At 49.7% G+C, this 16,109-nt stretch carries 12 protein-coding genes; 1 reads left to right on the top strand and 11 read right to left on the bottom strand.

Going from position 1 to position 16,109, the window contains the following annotated elements; translation table 11 throughout:
• The first annotated feature begins 2 nt into the window (after nucleotides 1–2).
• Nucleotides 3–959, top strand: coding sequence for a GGDEF domain-containing protein (locus tag JAO79_RS07480; protein ID WP_199006548.1), 957 nt, complete (start codon nucleotides 3–5; stop codon nucleotides 957–959).
• A 39-nt stretch (nucleotides 960–998) separates the two neighbouring features.
• Here the strand turns inward: JAO79_RS07480 and JAO79_RS07475 are convergent, their stop codons facing one another.
• The 11 genes from JAO79_RS07475 to JAO79_RS07425 all read right to left on the bottom strand — a co-directional run bounded on the left by JAO79_RS07475 (nucleotide 999) and on the right by JAO79_RS07425 (nucleotide 16,098).
• Nucleotides 999–1,370, bottom strand: coding sequence for a histone-like nucleoid-structuring protein, MvaT/MvaU family (locus JAO79_RS07475; RefSeq protein ID WP_199006547.1), 372 nt, complete (start codon nucleotides 1,368–1,370; stop codon nucleotides 999–1,001).
• A 166-nt stretch (nucleotides 1,371–1,536) separates the two neighbouring features.
• Nucleotides 1,537–2,799 (bottom strand): Vi polysaccharide biosynthesis UDP-N-acetylglucosamine C-6 dehydrogenase TviB, encoded by a 1,263-nt coding sequence (tviB, locus tag JAO79_RS07470; RefSeq protein WP_199006546.1) that lies wholly within the window; start codon nucleotides 2,797–2,799, stop codon nucleotides 1,537–1,539.
• 50 nt (nucleotides 2,800–2,849) lie between these two features.
• On the bottom strand, nucleotides 2,850–4,391 hold the full coding sequence (locus tag JAO79_RS07465) for an MBL fold metallo-hydrolase RNA specificity domain-containing protein (protein WP_199006545.1): 1,542 nt from the start codon (nucleotides 4,389–4,391) through the stop codon (nucleotides 2,850–2,852).
• A gap of 30 nt (nucleotides 4,392–4,421) precedes the next feature.
• The gene (locus JAO79_RS07460) at nucleotides 4,422–5,363 is read right to left on the bottom strand and encodes an NAD-dependent epimerase/dehydratase family protein (protein WP_199006544.1); all 942 of its coding nucleotides are present in this window, start codon (nucleotides 5,361–5,363) and stop codon (nucleotides 4,422–4,424) included.
• A gap of 34 nt (nucleotides 5,364–5,397) precedes the next feature.
• A complete protein-coding gene (locus JAO79_RS07455) occupies nucleotides 5,398–7,890 on the bottom strand; it encodes a glycosyltransferase (RefSeq protein WP_199006543.1) in 2,493 nt (830 codons plus the stop codon).
• 22 nt (nucleotides 7,891–7,912) lie between these two features.
• Nucleotides 7,913–8,374, bottom strand: a complete 462-nt coding sequence (locus tag JAO79_RS07450; RefSeq protein ID WP_199006542.1) for an adenylyltransferase/cytidyltransferase family protein — start codon at nucleotides 8,372–8,374, stop codon at nucleotides 7,913–7,915.
• Nucleotides 8,375–8,432: 58 nt separating this feature from the next.
• Nucleotides 8,433–10,850 carry a glycosyltransferase gene (locus JAO79_RS07445; RefSeq protein ID WP_199006541.1) on the bottom strand — a complete coding sequence of 806 codons (2,418 nt, stop codon included), beginning with the start codon at nucleotides 10,848–10,850 and terminating at the stop codon, nucleotides 8,433–8,435.
• On the bottom strand, nucleotides 10,847–11,608 hold the full coding sequence (locus JAO79_RS07440) for a hypothetical protein (RefSeq protein ID WP_199006540.1): 762 nt from the start codon (nucleotides 11,606–11,608) through the stop codon (nucleotides 10,847–10,849). The genes JAO79_RS07445 and JAO79_RS07440 overlap by 4 nt, the downstream gene beginning before the upstream one ends.
• 8 nt (nucleotides 11,609–11,616) lie before the next feature.
• A complete protein-coding gene (locus tag JAO79_RS07435) occupies nucleotides 11,617–12,861 on the bottom strand; it encodes a hypothetical protein (RefSeq protein WP_199006539.1) in 1,245 nt (414 codons plus the stop codon).
• 110 nt (nucleotides 12,862–12,971) lie between these two features.
• Nucleotides 12,972–14,012 (bottom strand): MraY family glycosyltransferase, encoded by a 1,041-nt coding sequence (locus tag JAO79_RS07430; protein ID WP_199006538.1) that lies wholly within the window; start codon nucleotides 14,010–14,012, stop codon nucleotides 12,972–12,974.
• A gap of 88 nt (nucleotides 14,013–14,100) precedes the next feature.
• Entirely contained in the window at nucleotides 14,101–16,098 is a 1,998-nt protein-coding gene (locus tag JAO79_RS07425; protein WP_199006537.1) for a nucleoside-diphosphate sugar epimerase/dehydratase, read from the bottom strand.
• Between the last annotated feature and the right edge of the window lie 11 nt (nucleotides 16,099–16,109).

The following is a 16,109-nucleotide window of genomic DNA, read 5'->3' as shown; positions in this document are numbered from 1 at the left end:
CCATGGCTTTTGATTCACAAAACGCAGATGCCTTCCACTGGCTGGCCGACATGATTGAAACGGTTGAGGTGGGCCTTGTGGTTCTGGACCTCGATTTCCGTGTGCAAGCGTGGAACGGCTTCATGGAAAACCACAGCGGTATCACCGCCAGCAAAATCCGCGGTCAGCAAATATTCACCGCCTTTCCCGATATTCCCAAAGCCTGGCTCACCCGCAAAGTGGATGCCGTCACCACACTGAATACCCGCGCCTTCACGTCATGGGAACAGCGCCCTTACCTGTTCCGGTTTCGCAATGCCCGGCCAATCACCGGCACCGAAGAGTTCATGTATCAGAACCTCACCATCAGCCCGCTCACCAACTCGGCCGGCAAAGTCGATAAAGTCTGCCTGCTGATTTACGACGTCACCGAATTCGCCAGTAGCAAACGGGCACTGGAACGGGCGAACGAACAGCTGGCCAAACTGAGCATGACCGACCGGCTAACCGGCTTGCTGAACCGGGGCACCTGGGAAAACCTGGTGGATGCAGAATTCGAACGCTACGGGCGCTACGGCCAAACCACCACCCTGGTGATGTTCGACATCGACCACTTCAAATCAGTGAACGATACCTACGGCCACCTGGCCGGAGATTATGTGATCCGCCACACCGCACAAGTCACCCGCGACAGCATCCGCCAATCCGATTCCGCCGGCCGTTACGGCGGGGAAGAATTCGGCCTCATTCTGCCGGAAACCGATGCAGAGAACGCGCGCATATTGTGCGAACGCATACGAGAAAGCATCGAGCAAAGTACCGTCAGTACCACGGCGGGCGATATTCAATACACCATCAGCATGGGCATCGCACAATTAACGGGTGAGCCGGAAAATTACATGCAGTGGATGCAGGAGGCGGATAAGGCGTTGTACAGAGCGAAAGAGGGAGGGCGAAATAAGGTGATGATTTATTCATAACCCCTTCCCCATATCGGGAAAGGGGTTAAGTAAAGCGATTTAGTCCTGCTGCTGCCAGCTCTGTACCGCTTCTTTACCGTACTTCTCACGCCACTCGTTCAGAGTTTTGTGGTTACCGCCGCGGGTTTTAACCACTTCACCGGTATGCGGGTTTTTGTAGGTCTTCATCGGGCGCTTGGCACGAGTACCTGTGGCTGTTTCCGCTTTTGCGCCGGCAATAGATGGATCAATCGCGGCAAGAATCTGCAATACATGCTTTGGTGATTTGTCGTATTCGGTCATCAAATCACGAACTTTATTTTCAAATTCCAACTCGCGCTTAAGCGCCTGGTCGTTTTCGAGCTGCTCCAGCTCTGCCGCAAGCTTTTCCATAAGCTGTTTTTTCTGATAGTAATCGTTGATCTTCGCCATGAAAGTAAGGCCTTATATCGGATGATTTAAACAAAAAAAACATGACCGGAAAGTCAGGCCGCATAATAATAAATAAATCGGGCACTCGTAAAGAAGATTAATTAATAATTACAAAAAAAGCCGACACATTGGTCGGCTTTTTTTAAAAATAAGACAGCCTTGATTATTACAATCGAATATCCGCATCACCTAACGGCAAAACGCCCTTCAGGTCAAAAAGAATACCGCTATCTTTTGTGAACGCTCGCAATTGCTGGGCACTCATGCTCGCATATTCATTATGCGGTACGGCCAGGAATACTGCGTCGTAATAGCCTTCGGCTGGTTTATCCACCAACGAAATCCCGTATTCTTCTTCCGCTTCGGCATTGTCTGCCCAGCAGTCGGTTACGTGCACTTCGCAGTTATAATCCCTCAGCTCTTCGATCACATCAACCACGCGGGTATTGCGCAAATCCGGGCAATTCTCTTTAAACGTCAGCCCCATCACCAACACTTTCGCGCCGGAAACCGCCTGGCCATTTTTAATCATGGCTTTAACCAACTCAGAAGCGGCATACGGCCCCATATTGTCGTTAACACGACGACCCGCCAGAATAATTTCCGGGTGATAACCAATAGCCTGGGCTTTGTGCGTCAAATAATATGGGTCCACACCAATACAGTGGCCACCCACCAAACCTGGCTTAAAGGGCAAGAAGTTCCACTTAGTTCCCGCTGCCGCCAATACTTCATGAGTATCAATACCCAGCTTGGCGAAAATCATAGACAACTCATTCATCAACGCAATGTTCAAATCACGCTGGGTGTTTTCAATCACCTTTGCAGCTTCAGCCACTTTAATAGAACTGGCCTTATGCGTACCGGCAGTAATAATATCTGCATACAACGCATCCACTTCTTCGGCAACTTCCGGCGTGGAGCCAGACGTTACTTTCATAATGGTCGTAACGCGGTGCGCTTTATCGCCCGGATTAATGCGCTCTGGGCTATAACCGGCGAAGAAGTCTTTATTGAACTCAAGGCCTGATACTTTCTCCAAAACCGGTACACAGACTTCTTCCGAGGCGCCCGGGTATACGGTGGATTCGTAAATAACGATGTCGCCCTGCTTCAGCACCTTGCCTACGGTTTCGCTGGCTTTGACGAGAGGGGTCAGGTCCGGCGTTTTAAATTCATCAATCGGAGTCGGTACCGTCACAATATATACCTGACAATCCGCAATCCCTTCCACAGAATCCGTAAACGTCAATTGCGTTGCGGTTGCCAACTCTTCGCTGGACAGCTCACGAGTGAAATCCACGCCATCCTTCAGCTCTTCAATACGCTTGGTGTTGATATCAAATCCCACCACCTCACGCTTCTCACCAAACGCCGCAGCCAGTGGTAAACCCACATAGCCCAAACCTACAACCGCAATCTTCTTCATCACTCCTCCAAACCATGATTGGGGTCAGACCCCGGATACATTTCAATCAGTCAAATGTCTGGGGGTCTGACCCCAGGTATTAAAATTTGTGTGTTGGGCAAGCGCGCCTCTAGTTCGTGTTTGAACGCTGCCTTTGCATCGTCATCACCGTGTACGATGCGGATTTCATTGGGCGGTACTGGTATGCCATCAATAAACCGCAATAAATCGTCTTGGCCGGCGTGGGCGGAATAGCCGCTCACCTGATGCACTTTGGCGCGGATGTCGTAACGTTCACCATCCAGCTCAACCCAGCCGCCTTTCGGGCCGTAGGTCAATATATCCCGCCCCGGTGTGCCGGCAGCCTGATAGCCCACGAACAACACATCATTGCGTTCATCGCCCAGCATGGCTTTTAAATAATTCACCACCCGACCACCGGCGCACATGCCGGAACCCGCCAATACAACACATGGGCGGTAAGATTTGGCGAAGTATTCTACGGCATTCAGATGATCATCGTGAGAATTGATCACCGTTAACTGCTCGAACGACAGCGGATGGCGGCCCGATTTTACGAGTGTTTGGGCTTCTTCATCCCAGAACGGCTTAAGTTGGCGGTAGATGTTGGTGAATTCAGCGGCGAGCGGGGAATCCACCACCACTTCGAGGTTGCTCCAAGTCAGGCTTTGGGTGGGGTCTGACTCCGAAGGGTCAGACCCCTTTTTAGCCGACCCCTTTATAGCCTTCCGGCTCTCGCTACGGGGGCGGTCCCCACGAGGACCGCCCCCAATCGCACCAAGCCCAAGCTTCTCGCCGCCAAACTCCGTAATTAGCCCTTCAATCTCATACAATAGCTCTTGGGTCCGCCCAATACTAAACGCCGGAATCAACACCGTACCGCCATCTTGCAGCGCATGTTCCAACACCGCTTTCAAACGGTAACGGCGAGTCTCGCGATCCTCATGGTTCTTGTCACCGTAGGTGCTTTCAATCACCAAGCGGTCTGCGCGTTCAGGCGAAACCGGCTCTGGCAACAACGGCGAATGCGGCGCCCCAAGATCACCACTGAACACAATGCGCTCTTCAAGCTCACCACTGCGCGCATCACACTCCACATAAGCCGAGCCCAAGATATGCCCTGCCCTTTGCAAACGCACCGAAAGCGAACAGCCGGATTCATCGAATACCGCGTGCCACTGGTTATAAGGCACCGGCACCAGGCGCTGGCGAATCACGCCCAATACACGTTCGATTAATCGGCGGTCCCGGGTAAAACCAATCTTCAGGGCATCTTCCAGAATTTCCGGGAGCATCACAGCAGAAGGCTCGGAGCAAATGATGGGGCCATCGAAGCCTGCGGCTAACAAGTAGGGAATTCGGCCGACATGATCGATATGAACGTGGGTGACCACCAATGCGCGGATGTGATCGATGGGGAAATCGATGGCCAGGTCTGAAGCGGTGGAGCGGCCTTTGGATTCATTGCCTTGGAACAGGCCGCAGTCTATGAGGATTCCGGCTTTCGAAGATTCGTTATTTATGGACAAACTGAGTTCGTGGCAAGAGCCGGTGACGCCATCTACAGCGCCATGGTGTTTTAAGTTAACCATGCAACAATCCTTGTTGAACTACCGTTAAAGCTAATCTGGAAAACTCAGCCGTATACCCTCGGCCAATGAATAAGGCGGCGTCCACCCCAATGAACGTTTTGCGTGAGAACAATCAACGGTCAAAGGCGCCGCTAACTTACCGGCCGCTTTGCCCTGGCCAATCAGAGTCATGGCTACTTTAAAAAACCACGAGGGAAGGGGTAGTAGAATACAACGAAGCTTCTGAGCTGTCGCAATTTTCTGAACAAAATCGCGCGTGCTGACATCCTCGTCATCACTAACAACAAAAACCTGCCCAGCAGCATTCGGATGGTCGATGCAGCGCACTATAAAACTAACCAAATTGCCAACAAACAAAAAGGACCGCTGATTCTTAAGTCCCCCAAAAGGCAAAGGAAGCCCCGTCTTGACTAACGAAGACACCCGCGAGAAGTTTCCAGGCGCTTCGGGGCCATAAACCATTGGTGGTCGAATGATCACCAATTCACAATCGGCCTCCTCAAACAGTTTGATCAGCTTCTGTTCCGCGAGAATTTTCGAACGTGAATAGTGGTTCGAAGGCGCATAAGGCGAACGTTCTGACACGGGTTCATTGCCTTTCTCTCCATGAACGCCAATTGAACTGAGAAAGATGAAACGGCGAGCTCCACAACGGATCGCAGCTTTGGCGTAGCGAACAGGCAAATAGCAATTTGCTTCGAAAAATTGTTCAAGGTCTTCTGGCGTAGGATTCTGGATATGTGCCATTCCTGCGCAGAAAATTACGGTCCCGACGTTCTTCGCAATACGAACATCAGTGCCGTCCCCACATTTCAAACTATCTGAATGAAAACGAAGACTTGGGTCAACGTTGGCAAATTCAACGGATTTTCGCCCTACTCCAACAACTGGATAGGAGCGTGAACAGAGAGCTTCATAAACATGTCCACCAATGAAGCCCGTCGCTCCGATTACCTGAACAACATCTACCACAACCGTCCTTCCACATAATCTCCGAACACTGATCTCATCGCGCACCAAAAAGTGCCGACCAAAGCTCATTTCCCGCTTGTTTCACGTACTGACCGGAATCAAAGTTTATAGCAACCGGCCGTTCATTCACGAAGCGAAGCATCGCATCCTCCAGGCTGTCCACTCGAGGCGGAACAACCCAACACCCTGTTCCTGACAGAACTTCTCTTACAGCCGGTATATCACTACCGATACAAAATGTCCCCAAACTCATAGCTTCCAGCAACACCAAACCTTGCCCCTCATAATAAGAAGGAAACATCAGGCAATCGGCCCTCTTCATAACGGGGAAGGGGTTCGTCAGGTTACCCGTAAAGATAATTCGATCATCGATCCCATTGGCAACCGCACACCTCGATAACTCTTCATAGGCACTGCCGTCACCCACGATCACAAGAACCGAATCAATCTTTTGACGGGCAAGTCGCGCGAACGCTTCAATCAAGGTGGTAACATTTTTCTCATGGGACAGCCGAGACACGGAGACGAAAACCACAGTTTCAGAGGGAATGTTTGCAATTTCTGGACATACAAAATCTACTGGAACATTTGCTTTCGTTTCTATTGTTTCAAAATCAATAACATTAGCTGACGAAATACTCGAGTCAGACCGATAATACCCTGAAAGAGCCCTCTCATTTACCGACTTGATCGCAGCTGAAACTGAAACCACTCTGTCGTACAGATGATAGGCTTTAAAAACTGATTCCAACCCCACATGATCTCTATGGGGATTATCTAATTCAGCCTTCATATCACTATGTTGATAGATTAACTTCCTCTTCGCAGGGGCGAATGCCATAAGCCAGGCCCAGTAATAGGAATAGCCGGAAAAATCGATAGCACAATCAAAAGAGCTATCCGAGAATAACCTGAGTGACGCTCTTTCGAAGTAGCTAAAACATTTCGCCACTTCGGCATCACTTAGTTCGTGCCCGCCACTTCGTAATTTACGAATAGCGAAATACTCATCTGAAAGGGTGGCACCTAACCCATTGGCCAGAATGACCTCTGCCTTATCACGGATTATCTCGACATTCGACCTGAAAGAGGGAATATTCCGTTCATAACGTGGGTCGACAACTACATAGACATCAACATCTCTATCTGAGAGATAACTTACGAAACTTTTGAACGCTGATGTAATTCCATTTTCCTTTAGGGATCCAGCATATACTAGAACCTTATATTTTGATCTAGGAGATTCAAAACCATCAAACGTAGAAGAAAAAACGGAAGAAACAATTTTTTCAGAAGAATCCCCTTGGACAACCGGAATAACTTTATTTAAAAGCCCCGAATATACACCAAACTCCGATGGTTTTTTATCTAAACCGATCGCTACAACCAGCTCTTCAATATTAAAACAGGTTAAGCAAGGAAGGTCTTCAACATCGATATAAAGCCCGCGTTCCGAGCGATACTCCTCATAATCTGGAACATAGAGAATCACAGGCCTGTCTAGAACCAAAAAATCAATAACAATGCTTGAATAATCTGAAATCAGAACATCTACGCAACTCAAAAACTCATTAATATCTATATTGTCTGGGACAAAATCGACATTGACCGAGAGATTCTTGACCCTCTGTTTTGTCAGATGATGCAACGAAACAAACAAATAAACGTCATCACCTAGATTTTCTTTTATAGCTTCAATTGCAGCCACCTGATCGTCAATTTGAGACGAAACAGACACGATCGAACCGCGCCAAGTTGGTGCGTATAGCACTATCTTACGTTGACTATCGATTCCCAGCTTATTCAGTATGCTAGATCGGTTCGAAGAAATGGTTAAGTCCAATCTAGGCGCACCTACTAGATGGACGTTATTTTTAAAATCTGCACCGCCATATGATTTTATTATATGATCTTTCTCATAATCACTGGATACTGGAATAAAGTCAGCAACATTAAAGTTTCTCTGTGTATTTGTCGAATGGCTGAGCGATTGCTCTATATCGAATCCAAGCTTCTTTATCGGTGTGCCGTGCCATGTATTTATAAAAATTTGACCCGGCTTCTTAACAAAGAATGGAAGAAAATTCGAATTACAAACAAGGTACTTTGCCCTCAAAAGAGCTTCAGCGTATTCTTTACTATCATGAGCTACGAGCGAAACCGACTTATTTTCAGATACATCATCGGGAACAGAAACACCTTTATTACAGACCCAAATACACTTTAGTTCAGGATTCTTTCTCACCATCTCCCGATAAATTGCATAGGGGTCACCTCCAACCTTTCTCCCCCAAAAGCAATCAAAAAGAGCCAAATTATCTTCAACATTAACATGCCGGTATGATTTTAAATAATGATGAGCAACAACCTTCCGATAAGGCAATTTATGCATACCCAGAAAGGTTCTTAAAACATTATAAACATGAAAAGAAAAAAGCTCATAGAGCGGCCATTCTCTTAGTCTTACGTCCAAATCCTTAAACGCTCTAAGATAACGGATAACATATTTTCGTAACGCACTGCGCATACTAAACCCTTCTAACGCTCGATCATTCAAGATCGCGTTTAAGCAACTCCAAAACTTCAAAAGCCTTCCTGAGATCTTCTTGAGAAATCGACAAAAACCGCTTTAAAGAACGCTTAAGATCAGTAGTCGAGATATTTCGCGTCCTCGGCAAATACACCACCTCGCAAAGGTCCTCCAGAAAATCAAACTTGCCCTTCCAATCTTCTCCTATCGCGAATATATCCACCCCATGCTCCTTCACATCTGAAAGCTTTTGCTCCCAAGAGCCTTCTGGGATAACCATATCCACACAATCAATCGCCCCAACAATCGCCGCACGCTGATCATAGGGAATCAGAGTTTTCTTACCTTTGAGTTCGTTAAACTCATCAGTGGAGACCGCCACGATCACCTTGTCGCCCATTTCACTCAAACGGCGCAGGAGCTTTAGGTGGCCGATATGAAACATGTCGAAGGTTCCATAGGTGATTACAGTCTTAGACATAAAAAAATCTCACTAAAGGTAAATGCAAAATGTACGGCAAATACCAGCCTCAACCAGTTTATAATCGGTTATCGCTCACCGAGGCTGGAAAAAGTGCAGACCACAGTTGGCCGCCAGCATAATCAAGATACTTCCGAGTTTCGAAATCGATACTGCAGGGTCGCTTTTCAAGGAAATCAGTCATCGCAGCCCTCAAATCCGCTGCTACCGGTGGCACCACCCAACAACCCGTCCCCTCTAACACCTCGTTCACTGCAGAAATGTCGCTTCCAATACAAAACGTCCCCAAACTCATTGCTTCTAATAGGACCAACCCCTGGCCCTCATACAACGAAGGAAACACCAGGCAATCCGCCCTCTTCATTAACGGATAGGGGTTATCAAGATTGCCGGTAAAGATCACCTTGTCGGCTACTCCCTCAGACACGGCACAGGCCGCCAGTCTCTCTCGCTCATCCCCATCCCCGACAATAACCAGCACAGCATCATCATGGGTGTTGGCTAATTGTGAAAACGCCTGGATCAAGCTGGCAATATTCTTCTCGTGAGATAGCCGAGAAACCGATATAAACATCTTCACATTTGACGGTAGCTTCGCCACTTCAGGACAAACAGAGCCTACCGGCTCCTCCGCCAACAGCGAGATCCTCGCAAAATCGACGGTGTTAGGGATAGCCATAGCATTAGCTCGACCATAATAATGGCCGAGGTTTTGCTCATTTATCGCCCGGCTAGCATGGGAAACCGAAGCCACCCCATCAAAATGCTTATAACCCCCAAAAACCGCGTCCAGATATACATGCCCTCGATTAGGATTATCGAACTCCGCTTTCATGTCACTGTGCTGATAAACCAACTTGTTCTTTGCTGGTACAGAGGCAATAAATCGCGACCAATAAAAGGAGTACCCCGAAAAATCGATCGCACAATCGAAAACCACATCCGGGATGAAGCGCCGAACCGCTCTCTCAAACATTAGGGAAAGATTGTGCTCATCCTGCTTACTTAGCTTCGATGGTGCTTTTCGGAGCTTGTGAATAAGAAAATACTCACGAAAGCGCTGCAGCCCCGCTCTATCGGCAAGGATGACCTTGGCATGCTCCCGGCAAAACTCCAGATTCGAAACAAAAGAATCTACGGAACGCTCAAAAGCGATATCCACCAACACGTAGACATCTACGCCATTGGAGGAGAGAAAACTGATTAACGATTTGAAAGCCGCTGTAATTCCATTGTTCTTAAGTGCTCCGGGATAAATCAGCACCGACTTTCGCTCAGGCTTGCTGGCTATTTTCTGACGTGCAGACGCAAATACTGACTCCACCAACCGGCAGGACGCCCCGCCTTTAGCCATAGGGAGCGCGGTGGCGATCAAGGAATTCCAAGGCTTAAATGCAGAGGGGCGACGGGCGTCGCGCACTACCGTGGGCAGTTCCGAAAGATCAAAGCAGATTTCACAAGGCAGGCTCTCCAGACCAAGATACAAACCTCGTTCAACTCGATAGTTTTCATAATCCGGAACATAAAGTACAACGGGCCGATCAAGAATCAGATAATCAACCGTAATGCTGGAATAATCCGAAACAAGCACATCCACACACTGAAGAAACTCATTGATATCGAGGGAGTCGGGTACATAATCAACCTCTACTCCAAGATCTGTCACCTGTTGTTTAGTCAAATGATGTAGCGAAACAAACAGATGATACTCATCACCCTCCTGCTCCTTGAGTACCTTGACCGCATTAACCTGATCATCAACCTGAGCCGACACATCCTCAATAGACCCGCGCCAGGTAGGTGCATACAGAATGACCTTACGCTTTGCCGGTACGCCCAGCTCCCGCCTTAAAGCAATGCCATCGGCCGATAACGTCAAATCCAGCCGCGGAGCACCAACCTCATAAACATTCTCTTTGAACCCCGCTCCACCGTACGCATCAACGATGTAACGTCGCTCGTACGCTCCGGACAACGGAATAAAATCCGCGATATTGAAGTTTCTTTGTGTATTGAGGGAGAGGTTCACCGGCTGGTTGATGTCCAGCCCCAGGGTTTTCAACGGGGTGCCGTGCCAGGTATTAACAAAAAGCTGCCCCGGGCGCTTAACGAACATCGGCAAAAAGTTCGAGTTACAGACTAAATACCGGGCTCTTAGCAGCGCGTCGGCATACTGCCTCGAACCATGCTCCACAAACGACACTCGCGGGTTGCCTGACACATCATCAGGTATCCCTACCCCGGGATTACGCACCCAAATGCATCGCAAGCTGGGGTTTTGCCTTACCATTTCCCGGTATAGAGCATAGGGATCGCCCCCTATCTTTCGCCCCCAAAAACAATCAAAAAATGCAAGATCCTCTTCAACCTCCAGGCGATAGAAACCACGTAAATAAGCCGCTTCCATGATGAGCTTTCTGCGCCATGCAGAATCCAACATCAGCCGTTTGAACAATCGAAGCGCTTTTTTGATCATGGGAAGGCTTTGAGAATGTAGAGGCTTTCAACAGAAAATCGATTCAGCGCCTGGAAAACCATCCGCGACACCAAAAGAAGGAAGATGGCGGTATATACGCCCATGTCAAAATAAACCAGCTCAACCGCCAGAACCGCAAAAACCACCAGAAAGTTTGCCGATGAAATGTATTCGATAAACTGGCGACGATGAAGGTTCAAGAACGTCAGGCGATCATGGTCTTCCGCATGAAATGCTACTTTGTGGAACAACCATAAATTCGTGTACAACAGAACAAACCATGCAACCGCTACGCCTGGATCTATCAGCACGGCAACGGCCAGGGAAACAGCCACCAACCCGGCCTCCGAAAACGCTTTGGAAACGTGGTTGTGCAGTCGCTTCATTTTGTTGTTCGGCGTATCCTTTCCAGAAATCACCAGAACATTCGAGCCATACTGCTTCAAGTGCCGGTCGATCAGCCAGCGATAGACTATCCCCAAGGCAATGAACAAGCCGTAGGTCACGGGTACTAGTGCCGAAAGCAGAACAATAATCTCTTCAAAACACATGGATTCCGGAAAAATATTGAAATAATCCGGCACTTCCCCAGAGTGAATCACAATAAAAATTTTCAAAGGCAGGAAAAACGCCAACACCTGGCAAACTCTGGACACCGCCAGCGCAGCACAGCCACCGACGAACGCCACACCGGAGACACGAGCAAAGCCCCAAATGGCTGAAAAAAACTTGGCCAAATACCCGTTAAGTGCCGCCATGATAAGCCTCAGCCCCCCCCCAACAAGGGCTCAGCCTTTTCAAAGCTACGCACAACCTGCAAGCCGCTACCGGATTCTTCCACCACGCCGGAGTTAATCAAAGTTTGTTTGAGCTTTGCCGCCTGTTTGCCATCACTTTCGCTGAATACCGCCAAACGTTTCAAAAACAGCGCAACCGACAAGAAATTTCGCGACACCACCAGATTAGGCGTACCGGTCGTGCAATCAAACTCTTTGACCGGAGTGCGCCAGTCGCCATAATTCTCTGTGAGGTAACAATCTGCATCTGCAGGTGCATTTACCTCAACACCTTCCAAAGTGGCTCGCTTCAATTCAAAGGGCGAATTTTCCCACCGATGAATAATCGAACCATGCCAGCAACGACCATTCTCGGTGTAATGGACAAACACATCCAAATTCAGGCCATTTTCGTGAATCAGTTTTACCAAGGCTGGCACCTTCTCAAGATGCAGCAACCCATCGTCGCTCTGAGTAATCTCTATATGCAGGTCAACTTTTTTAGTGACAAATCGTGGGTATGCCGCAAGCGTTTCCACAAGCTCGTCTACATCAATTTGCTCACCATGAATACCCACATCAATATCGTAGTCGTGGGCCAAGAAACCACCGTCTCGGTGCAGCCCCAAGAAAGTGCCAGACACCACATACCACCCCCATTCACTCAATGGCAAAGCATCGGCAAAGTCAGACAATGCTGCTATCGCATCAGCCTTAGAGAAATCGTCTTTGCGTTCACTGAAAGAGCCTTCATCTGCTGCCGGCGGCACAGGCAAGGCGGCTAAAGCCGCATCTGCAGTATTGTAAAATTCAACGACTTCCGCATGTGGGTACAGGCCTGCGGGAGACTCATCCAGCCTGCCATGAATATTTGCCGCCTGCAGATATAGCATGTCTGTAAGGTAAACCGATTCACTGAGCGAACCACGGTAGCGCTTCACAAACCGGTCCAACTGCCGCTGCTGGGCAGCATCCGTTTCCATCGTAAAGTCGAAGAAAGGATCTTCAAAGAAATCTAATTTGGGAAAAATATGACGAGCAAACCAAGCCGCGCGCCGAAACGCCAGCCTGAAATCATCACGAATAAACTCCCGGCGCATCAGACCAGCCAACACCGAAGACTGTGTAAACAACCAAGTCCCCAGCCAGGCAAGCCCACCAAGGGTGTGCCGGGATAGCCATGAATGGTGCCGGTTAAGGTAACGTAACAACCGGTAACTCTTATTGAACTGCATTAATCAAGCTCTCTTGGAACATTTCTTCGAAGAAATTCGCACTGTTTAACGGAAAAACCGGCTTACAAGCCGGTTCAAAATACGTTGCCGAAACAAGCGCCAAAGAATAATTAAACGCTCACTTCCCTTCGACCAGCTCCCAACAAGAACGTCGAAATACTCGCTGCCAAAAACAACCCCGCAAACACCAACGGCCCCGAATACGGAAACTTATTCGCCAACATAGACGCAGGCAACAACACCGTCAGCATCAATGCCCCGTAACCCAGCGTCACAGGTGCATGACGCCCGGCTCTCTGAGCCAGCTTCTGGTAAGCATGTAGCCGATGGGCCTGAAGCACGTTCTGGCCGGTGAAGAAACGAACAACCAATGTGGTAGTGGCATCTGCGATGAACAGGGTCAGAAGAATAATCCAGCTCCACATGCTCACTTTGGTTTGCGCCGCCGACAGCAGCATCAAAAAGCCGATGATAAAGCCCAGAAATCCGCTACCGCCATCACCCATAAAAATCTTGGCGGGCGGCCAGTTTAGAATGGTAAAGCCCAGCACAGCGCCCAGCAGAAACACACAAATCCACGCCCACTGATCATAACCAACGTACCAGAAGTTCAACGCCATACCGCCAAACAACAGCAATGCCTGAATGGCCGCCAGGCCATCAATACCATCCATGAAGTTGTAGAGATTGATCAACCACACCCACGCGATCGCCAGCACTGGCCAGAGCAAAAAAGCCACGGAACTATCAACGTGCATACCGAACACAGAAAACACAGGCAGCTTAGGGATAGACCATATACCAATGGCCACCACAACGAAGTGCGCACACAACCGGAGCTTTGATGAGACATCCCCAAAATCGTCCCACACACCGAGGGCCAACATGACGAAACCCAGGCACATGAACGCGACCATTGAGGAATCCGGCACCCAATCCAGTACCGAAAACAGCACGCCCAAAATAATGGAGATGGCCCCAATGGCGATACCACCACCATGAGGCGTAGGAATGGTGTGTGAGCACCGGTCACTGGGCAGAACAAGCGCATCGCGGCGCACGGCCCAGGAACGAACGGCCACGGTCAAGCCAGCGGCACAGGCCACCACTGAAAACATGACAAAAGCGAGAATGATTGATGAATTAATCATGACACAACCCGAAAAATTTGCGGGATTATACCATGAAAACCTGTCTAAAATATTTCAGCAAACCGTTAACTTGTTACAGTTTGCTTATTCACCCCAACTTCCGCTTCTCATAAATCAAATCCACAATGCCGTTACTCGGCTGATACCCCTGCACCGTGCTCAATAGCATCTCGCGCACATCCTCATAGGCATCGGCCTTCACGGCCTCTTTCATCGCCAACAAAATCGCACGCAGCTCGGCCCAAGGGATAAACTCCTCATCGGCACGGTGGATTTTCGGGTGTTCCGTGGGCTGGGGGTTATCCCCGATCAGCAATTCCTCGTACAGTTTCTCCCCGGGGCGCAGGCCCGTGAAACTGATCGGAATATCGCCATTCGGAGTCACCTCATCACGCACCGTCAAACCGGAAAGCATGATCATCTTGCGTGCCAGCTCCGCAATCCGCACCGGCTCGCCCATGTCCAGCACAAACACATCCCCGCCTTGGCCCATACAACCGGCCTGGATCACCAACTGGGACGCTTCCGGAATGGTCATGAAATACCGAGTAATATCCGGATGGGTCACCGTTACCGGCCCACCCCGGCGAATCTGGTCCCGAAACAGCGGAATCACCGAACCCGAAGACCCAAGCACATTCCCGAACCGCACCATGGTAAAGCGCGTTCGGTTCACACTGTTCACGCCGGCAAAATCACCGATCAACTCCGGTGCCTGTTCCGCACTGAGGGCTTGCAACACCATTTCGGCTAAACGCTTGGTGGCCCCCATCACATTCGTGGGCCGCACCGCTTTGTCGGTGGAAATCAACACAAAATTCGTCACACCGCAGGCAATGGCCGCTTGCGCCACCTTCTTGGTGCCAAACACATTGTTCAAAATGCCTTCGGCAATGTTGTGCTCCACCATGGGCACATGCTTGTAGGCCGCAGCGTGGTAGACCGTATCAACCCCCCACACCGACATAATGTCCCGCAGGCGACCGCCGTTTCGGATAGAACCAAGAATCGGCACCAACAGGACATCCAGCTTCTGCGACCGCACCCAGCCTTCCAACTCCTTGTGAATGGCGTACAGCCCGTATTCGTTGTGCTCGTATAACACCAGCGTGGTCGGGCTATTGTTGACAATCTGCCGGCACAGTTCACTACCAATAGAGCCACCGGCGCCCGTCACCATCACTACCTGGTTTTCGATACAGCGGCCCAGCAGATCGTCCACCGGCGGCACCGGGTCACGACCCAGCAAATCCGCCACGTCTACTTCCTGCATGTCGTCCACTTTCACTTTACCGCTGGCGATGTCCATCAGCCCGGGAATGGAGCGCACATGCAATGGAAAGCGCGCCAGATTATTCAGAATATTTTGTCGTTCGGCCCGGCTAGCAGAGGGAATGGCCAGGAACACCTCCTTCGCACCAGTTCTATCCATCATTTTGGGCACCTCGCGGGACGAAAACACCCGCAAACCCGCAATGCTGCGGCCAATCAAACCGGGGTCGTCGTCAATAAACGCCACCGGCCGGTACAGCCGCCCTACCCACAGTGCCGCCAGTAGCTGATTCCCTGAGGCACCCGCGCCGTAAATCGCCACCGGCATACCGCCTTGTTCGTCCGATTGCCCTTGATCACCCGCATCCACGCCGGCCAGCAACCAATCGCCCATAAAGTATTGCCGAGCCGCCAAACGCAAACCGCCGATCAACAGCAAACTTAACCACCAATAGGAAATCAGAGAGGAACGCGGAAACAGCAAATCCCACCCGGCGGTATGGGTAAAAAACACAAACATGCACAAAGCACCGAACCCCAGGGTTACGGCCTTGAACATGGTGAACAGCGCCTGCCCACCAAAGTGCCGCATTACCGCCCGGTACATGCCGGTGACAATGTAAAACGGCAAGGCAAACATCGGTGCCAGTACAAACAGCCACAACTGATTGCCCTGAGGCCACACCCAGCCTTCGCCGCCCAAGCGCAAATACAACGACAAATACAACGCCAGCCAGATCAGAACAACATCGGCGACAATTTGAAGCGAACGCTTCTTGCCATAACTAAGGCGAATTAACCGTTCCTTGAACATGAAAACATCCT

It is taken from the genome of Marinobacter litoralis (genome assembly GCF_016427555.1).
GTDB lineage: Bacteria > Pseudomonadota > Gammaproteobacteria > Pseudomonadales > Oleiphilaceae > Marinobacter > Marinobacter litoralis_A.
This window is presented reverse-complemented; position numbering and strand designations above follow the sequence as displayed.

Coding starts and splice junctions, on each gene's coding strand:
- JAO79_RS07480 (WP_199006548.1), top strand. CDS start 3: ATGGCTTTTGATTCACAAAACGCAGATGCCTTCCACTGGCTGGCCGAC.
- JAO79_RS07475 (WP_199006547.1), bottom strand. CDS start 1,370: ATGGCGAAGATCAACGATTACTATCAGAAAAAACAGCTTATGGAAAAG.
- tviB (WP_199006546.1), bottom strand. CDS start 2,799: ATGAAGAAGATTGCGGTTGTAGGTTTGGGCTATGTGGGTTTACCACTG.
- JAO79_RS07465 (WP_199006545.1), bottom strand. CDS start 4,391: ATGGTTAACTTAAAACACCATGGCGCTGTAGATGGCGTCACCGGCTCT.
- JAO79_RS07455 (WP_199006543.1), bottom strand. CDS start 7,890: ATGCGCAGTGCGTTACGAAAATATGTTATCCGTTATCTTAGAGCGTTT.
- JAO79_RS07450 (WP_199006542.1), bottom strand. CDS start 8,374: ATGTCTAAGACTGTAATCACCTATGGAACCTTCGACATGTTTCATATC.
- JAO79_RS07445 (WP_199006541.1), bottom strand. CDS start 10,850: ATGATCAAAAAAGCGCTTCGATTGTTCAAACGGCTGATGTTGGATTCT.
- JAO79_RS07440 (WP_199006540.1), bottom strand. CDS start 11,608: ATGGCGGCACTTAACGGGTATTTGGCCAAGTTTTTTTCAGCCATTTGG.
- JAO79_RS07435 (WP_199006539.1), bottom strand. CDS start 12,861: ATGCAGTTCAATAAGAGTTACCGGTTGTTACGTTACCTTAACCGGCAC.
- JAO79_RS07430 (WP_199006538.1), bottom strand. CDS start 14,012: ATGATTAATTCATCAATCATTCTCGCTTTTGTCATGTTTTCAGTGGTG.
- JAO79_RS07425 (WP_199006537.1), bottom strand. CDS start 16,098: ATGTTCAAGGAACGGTTAATTCGCCTTAGTTATGGCAAGAAGCGTTCG.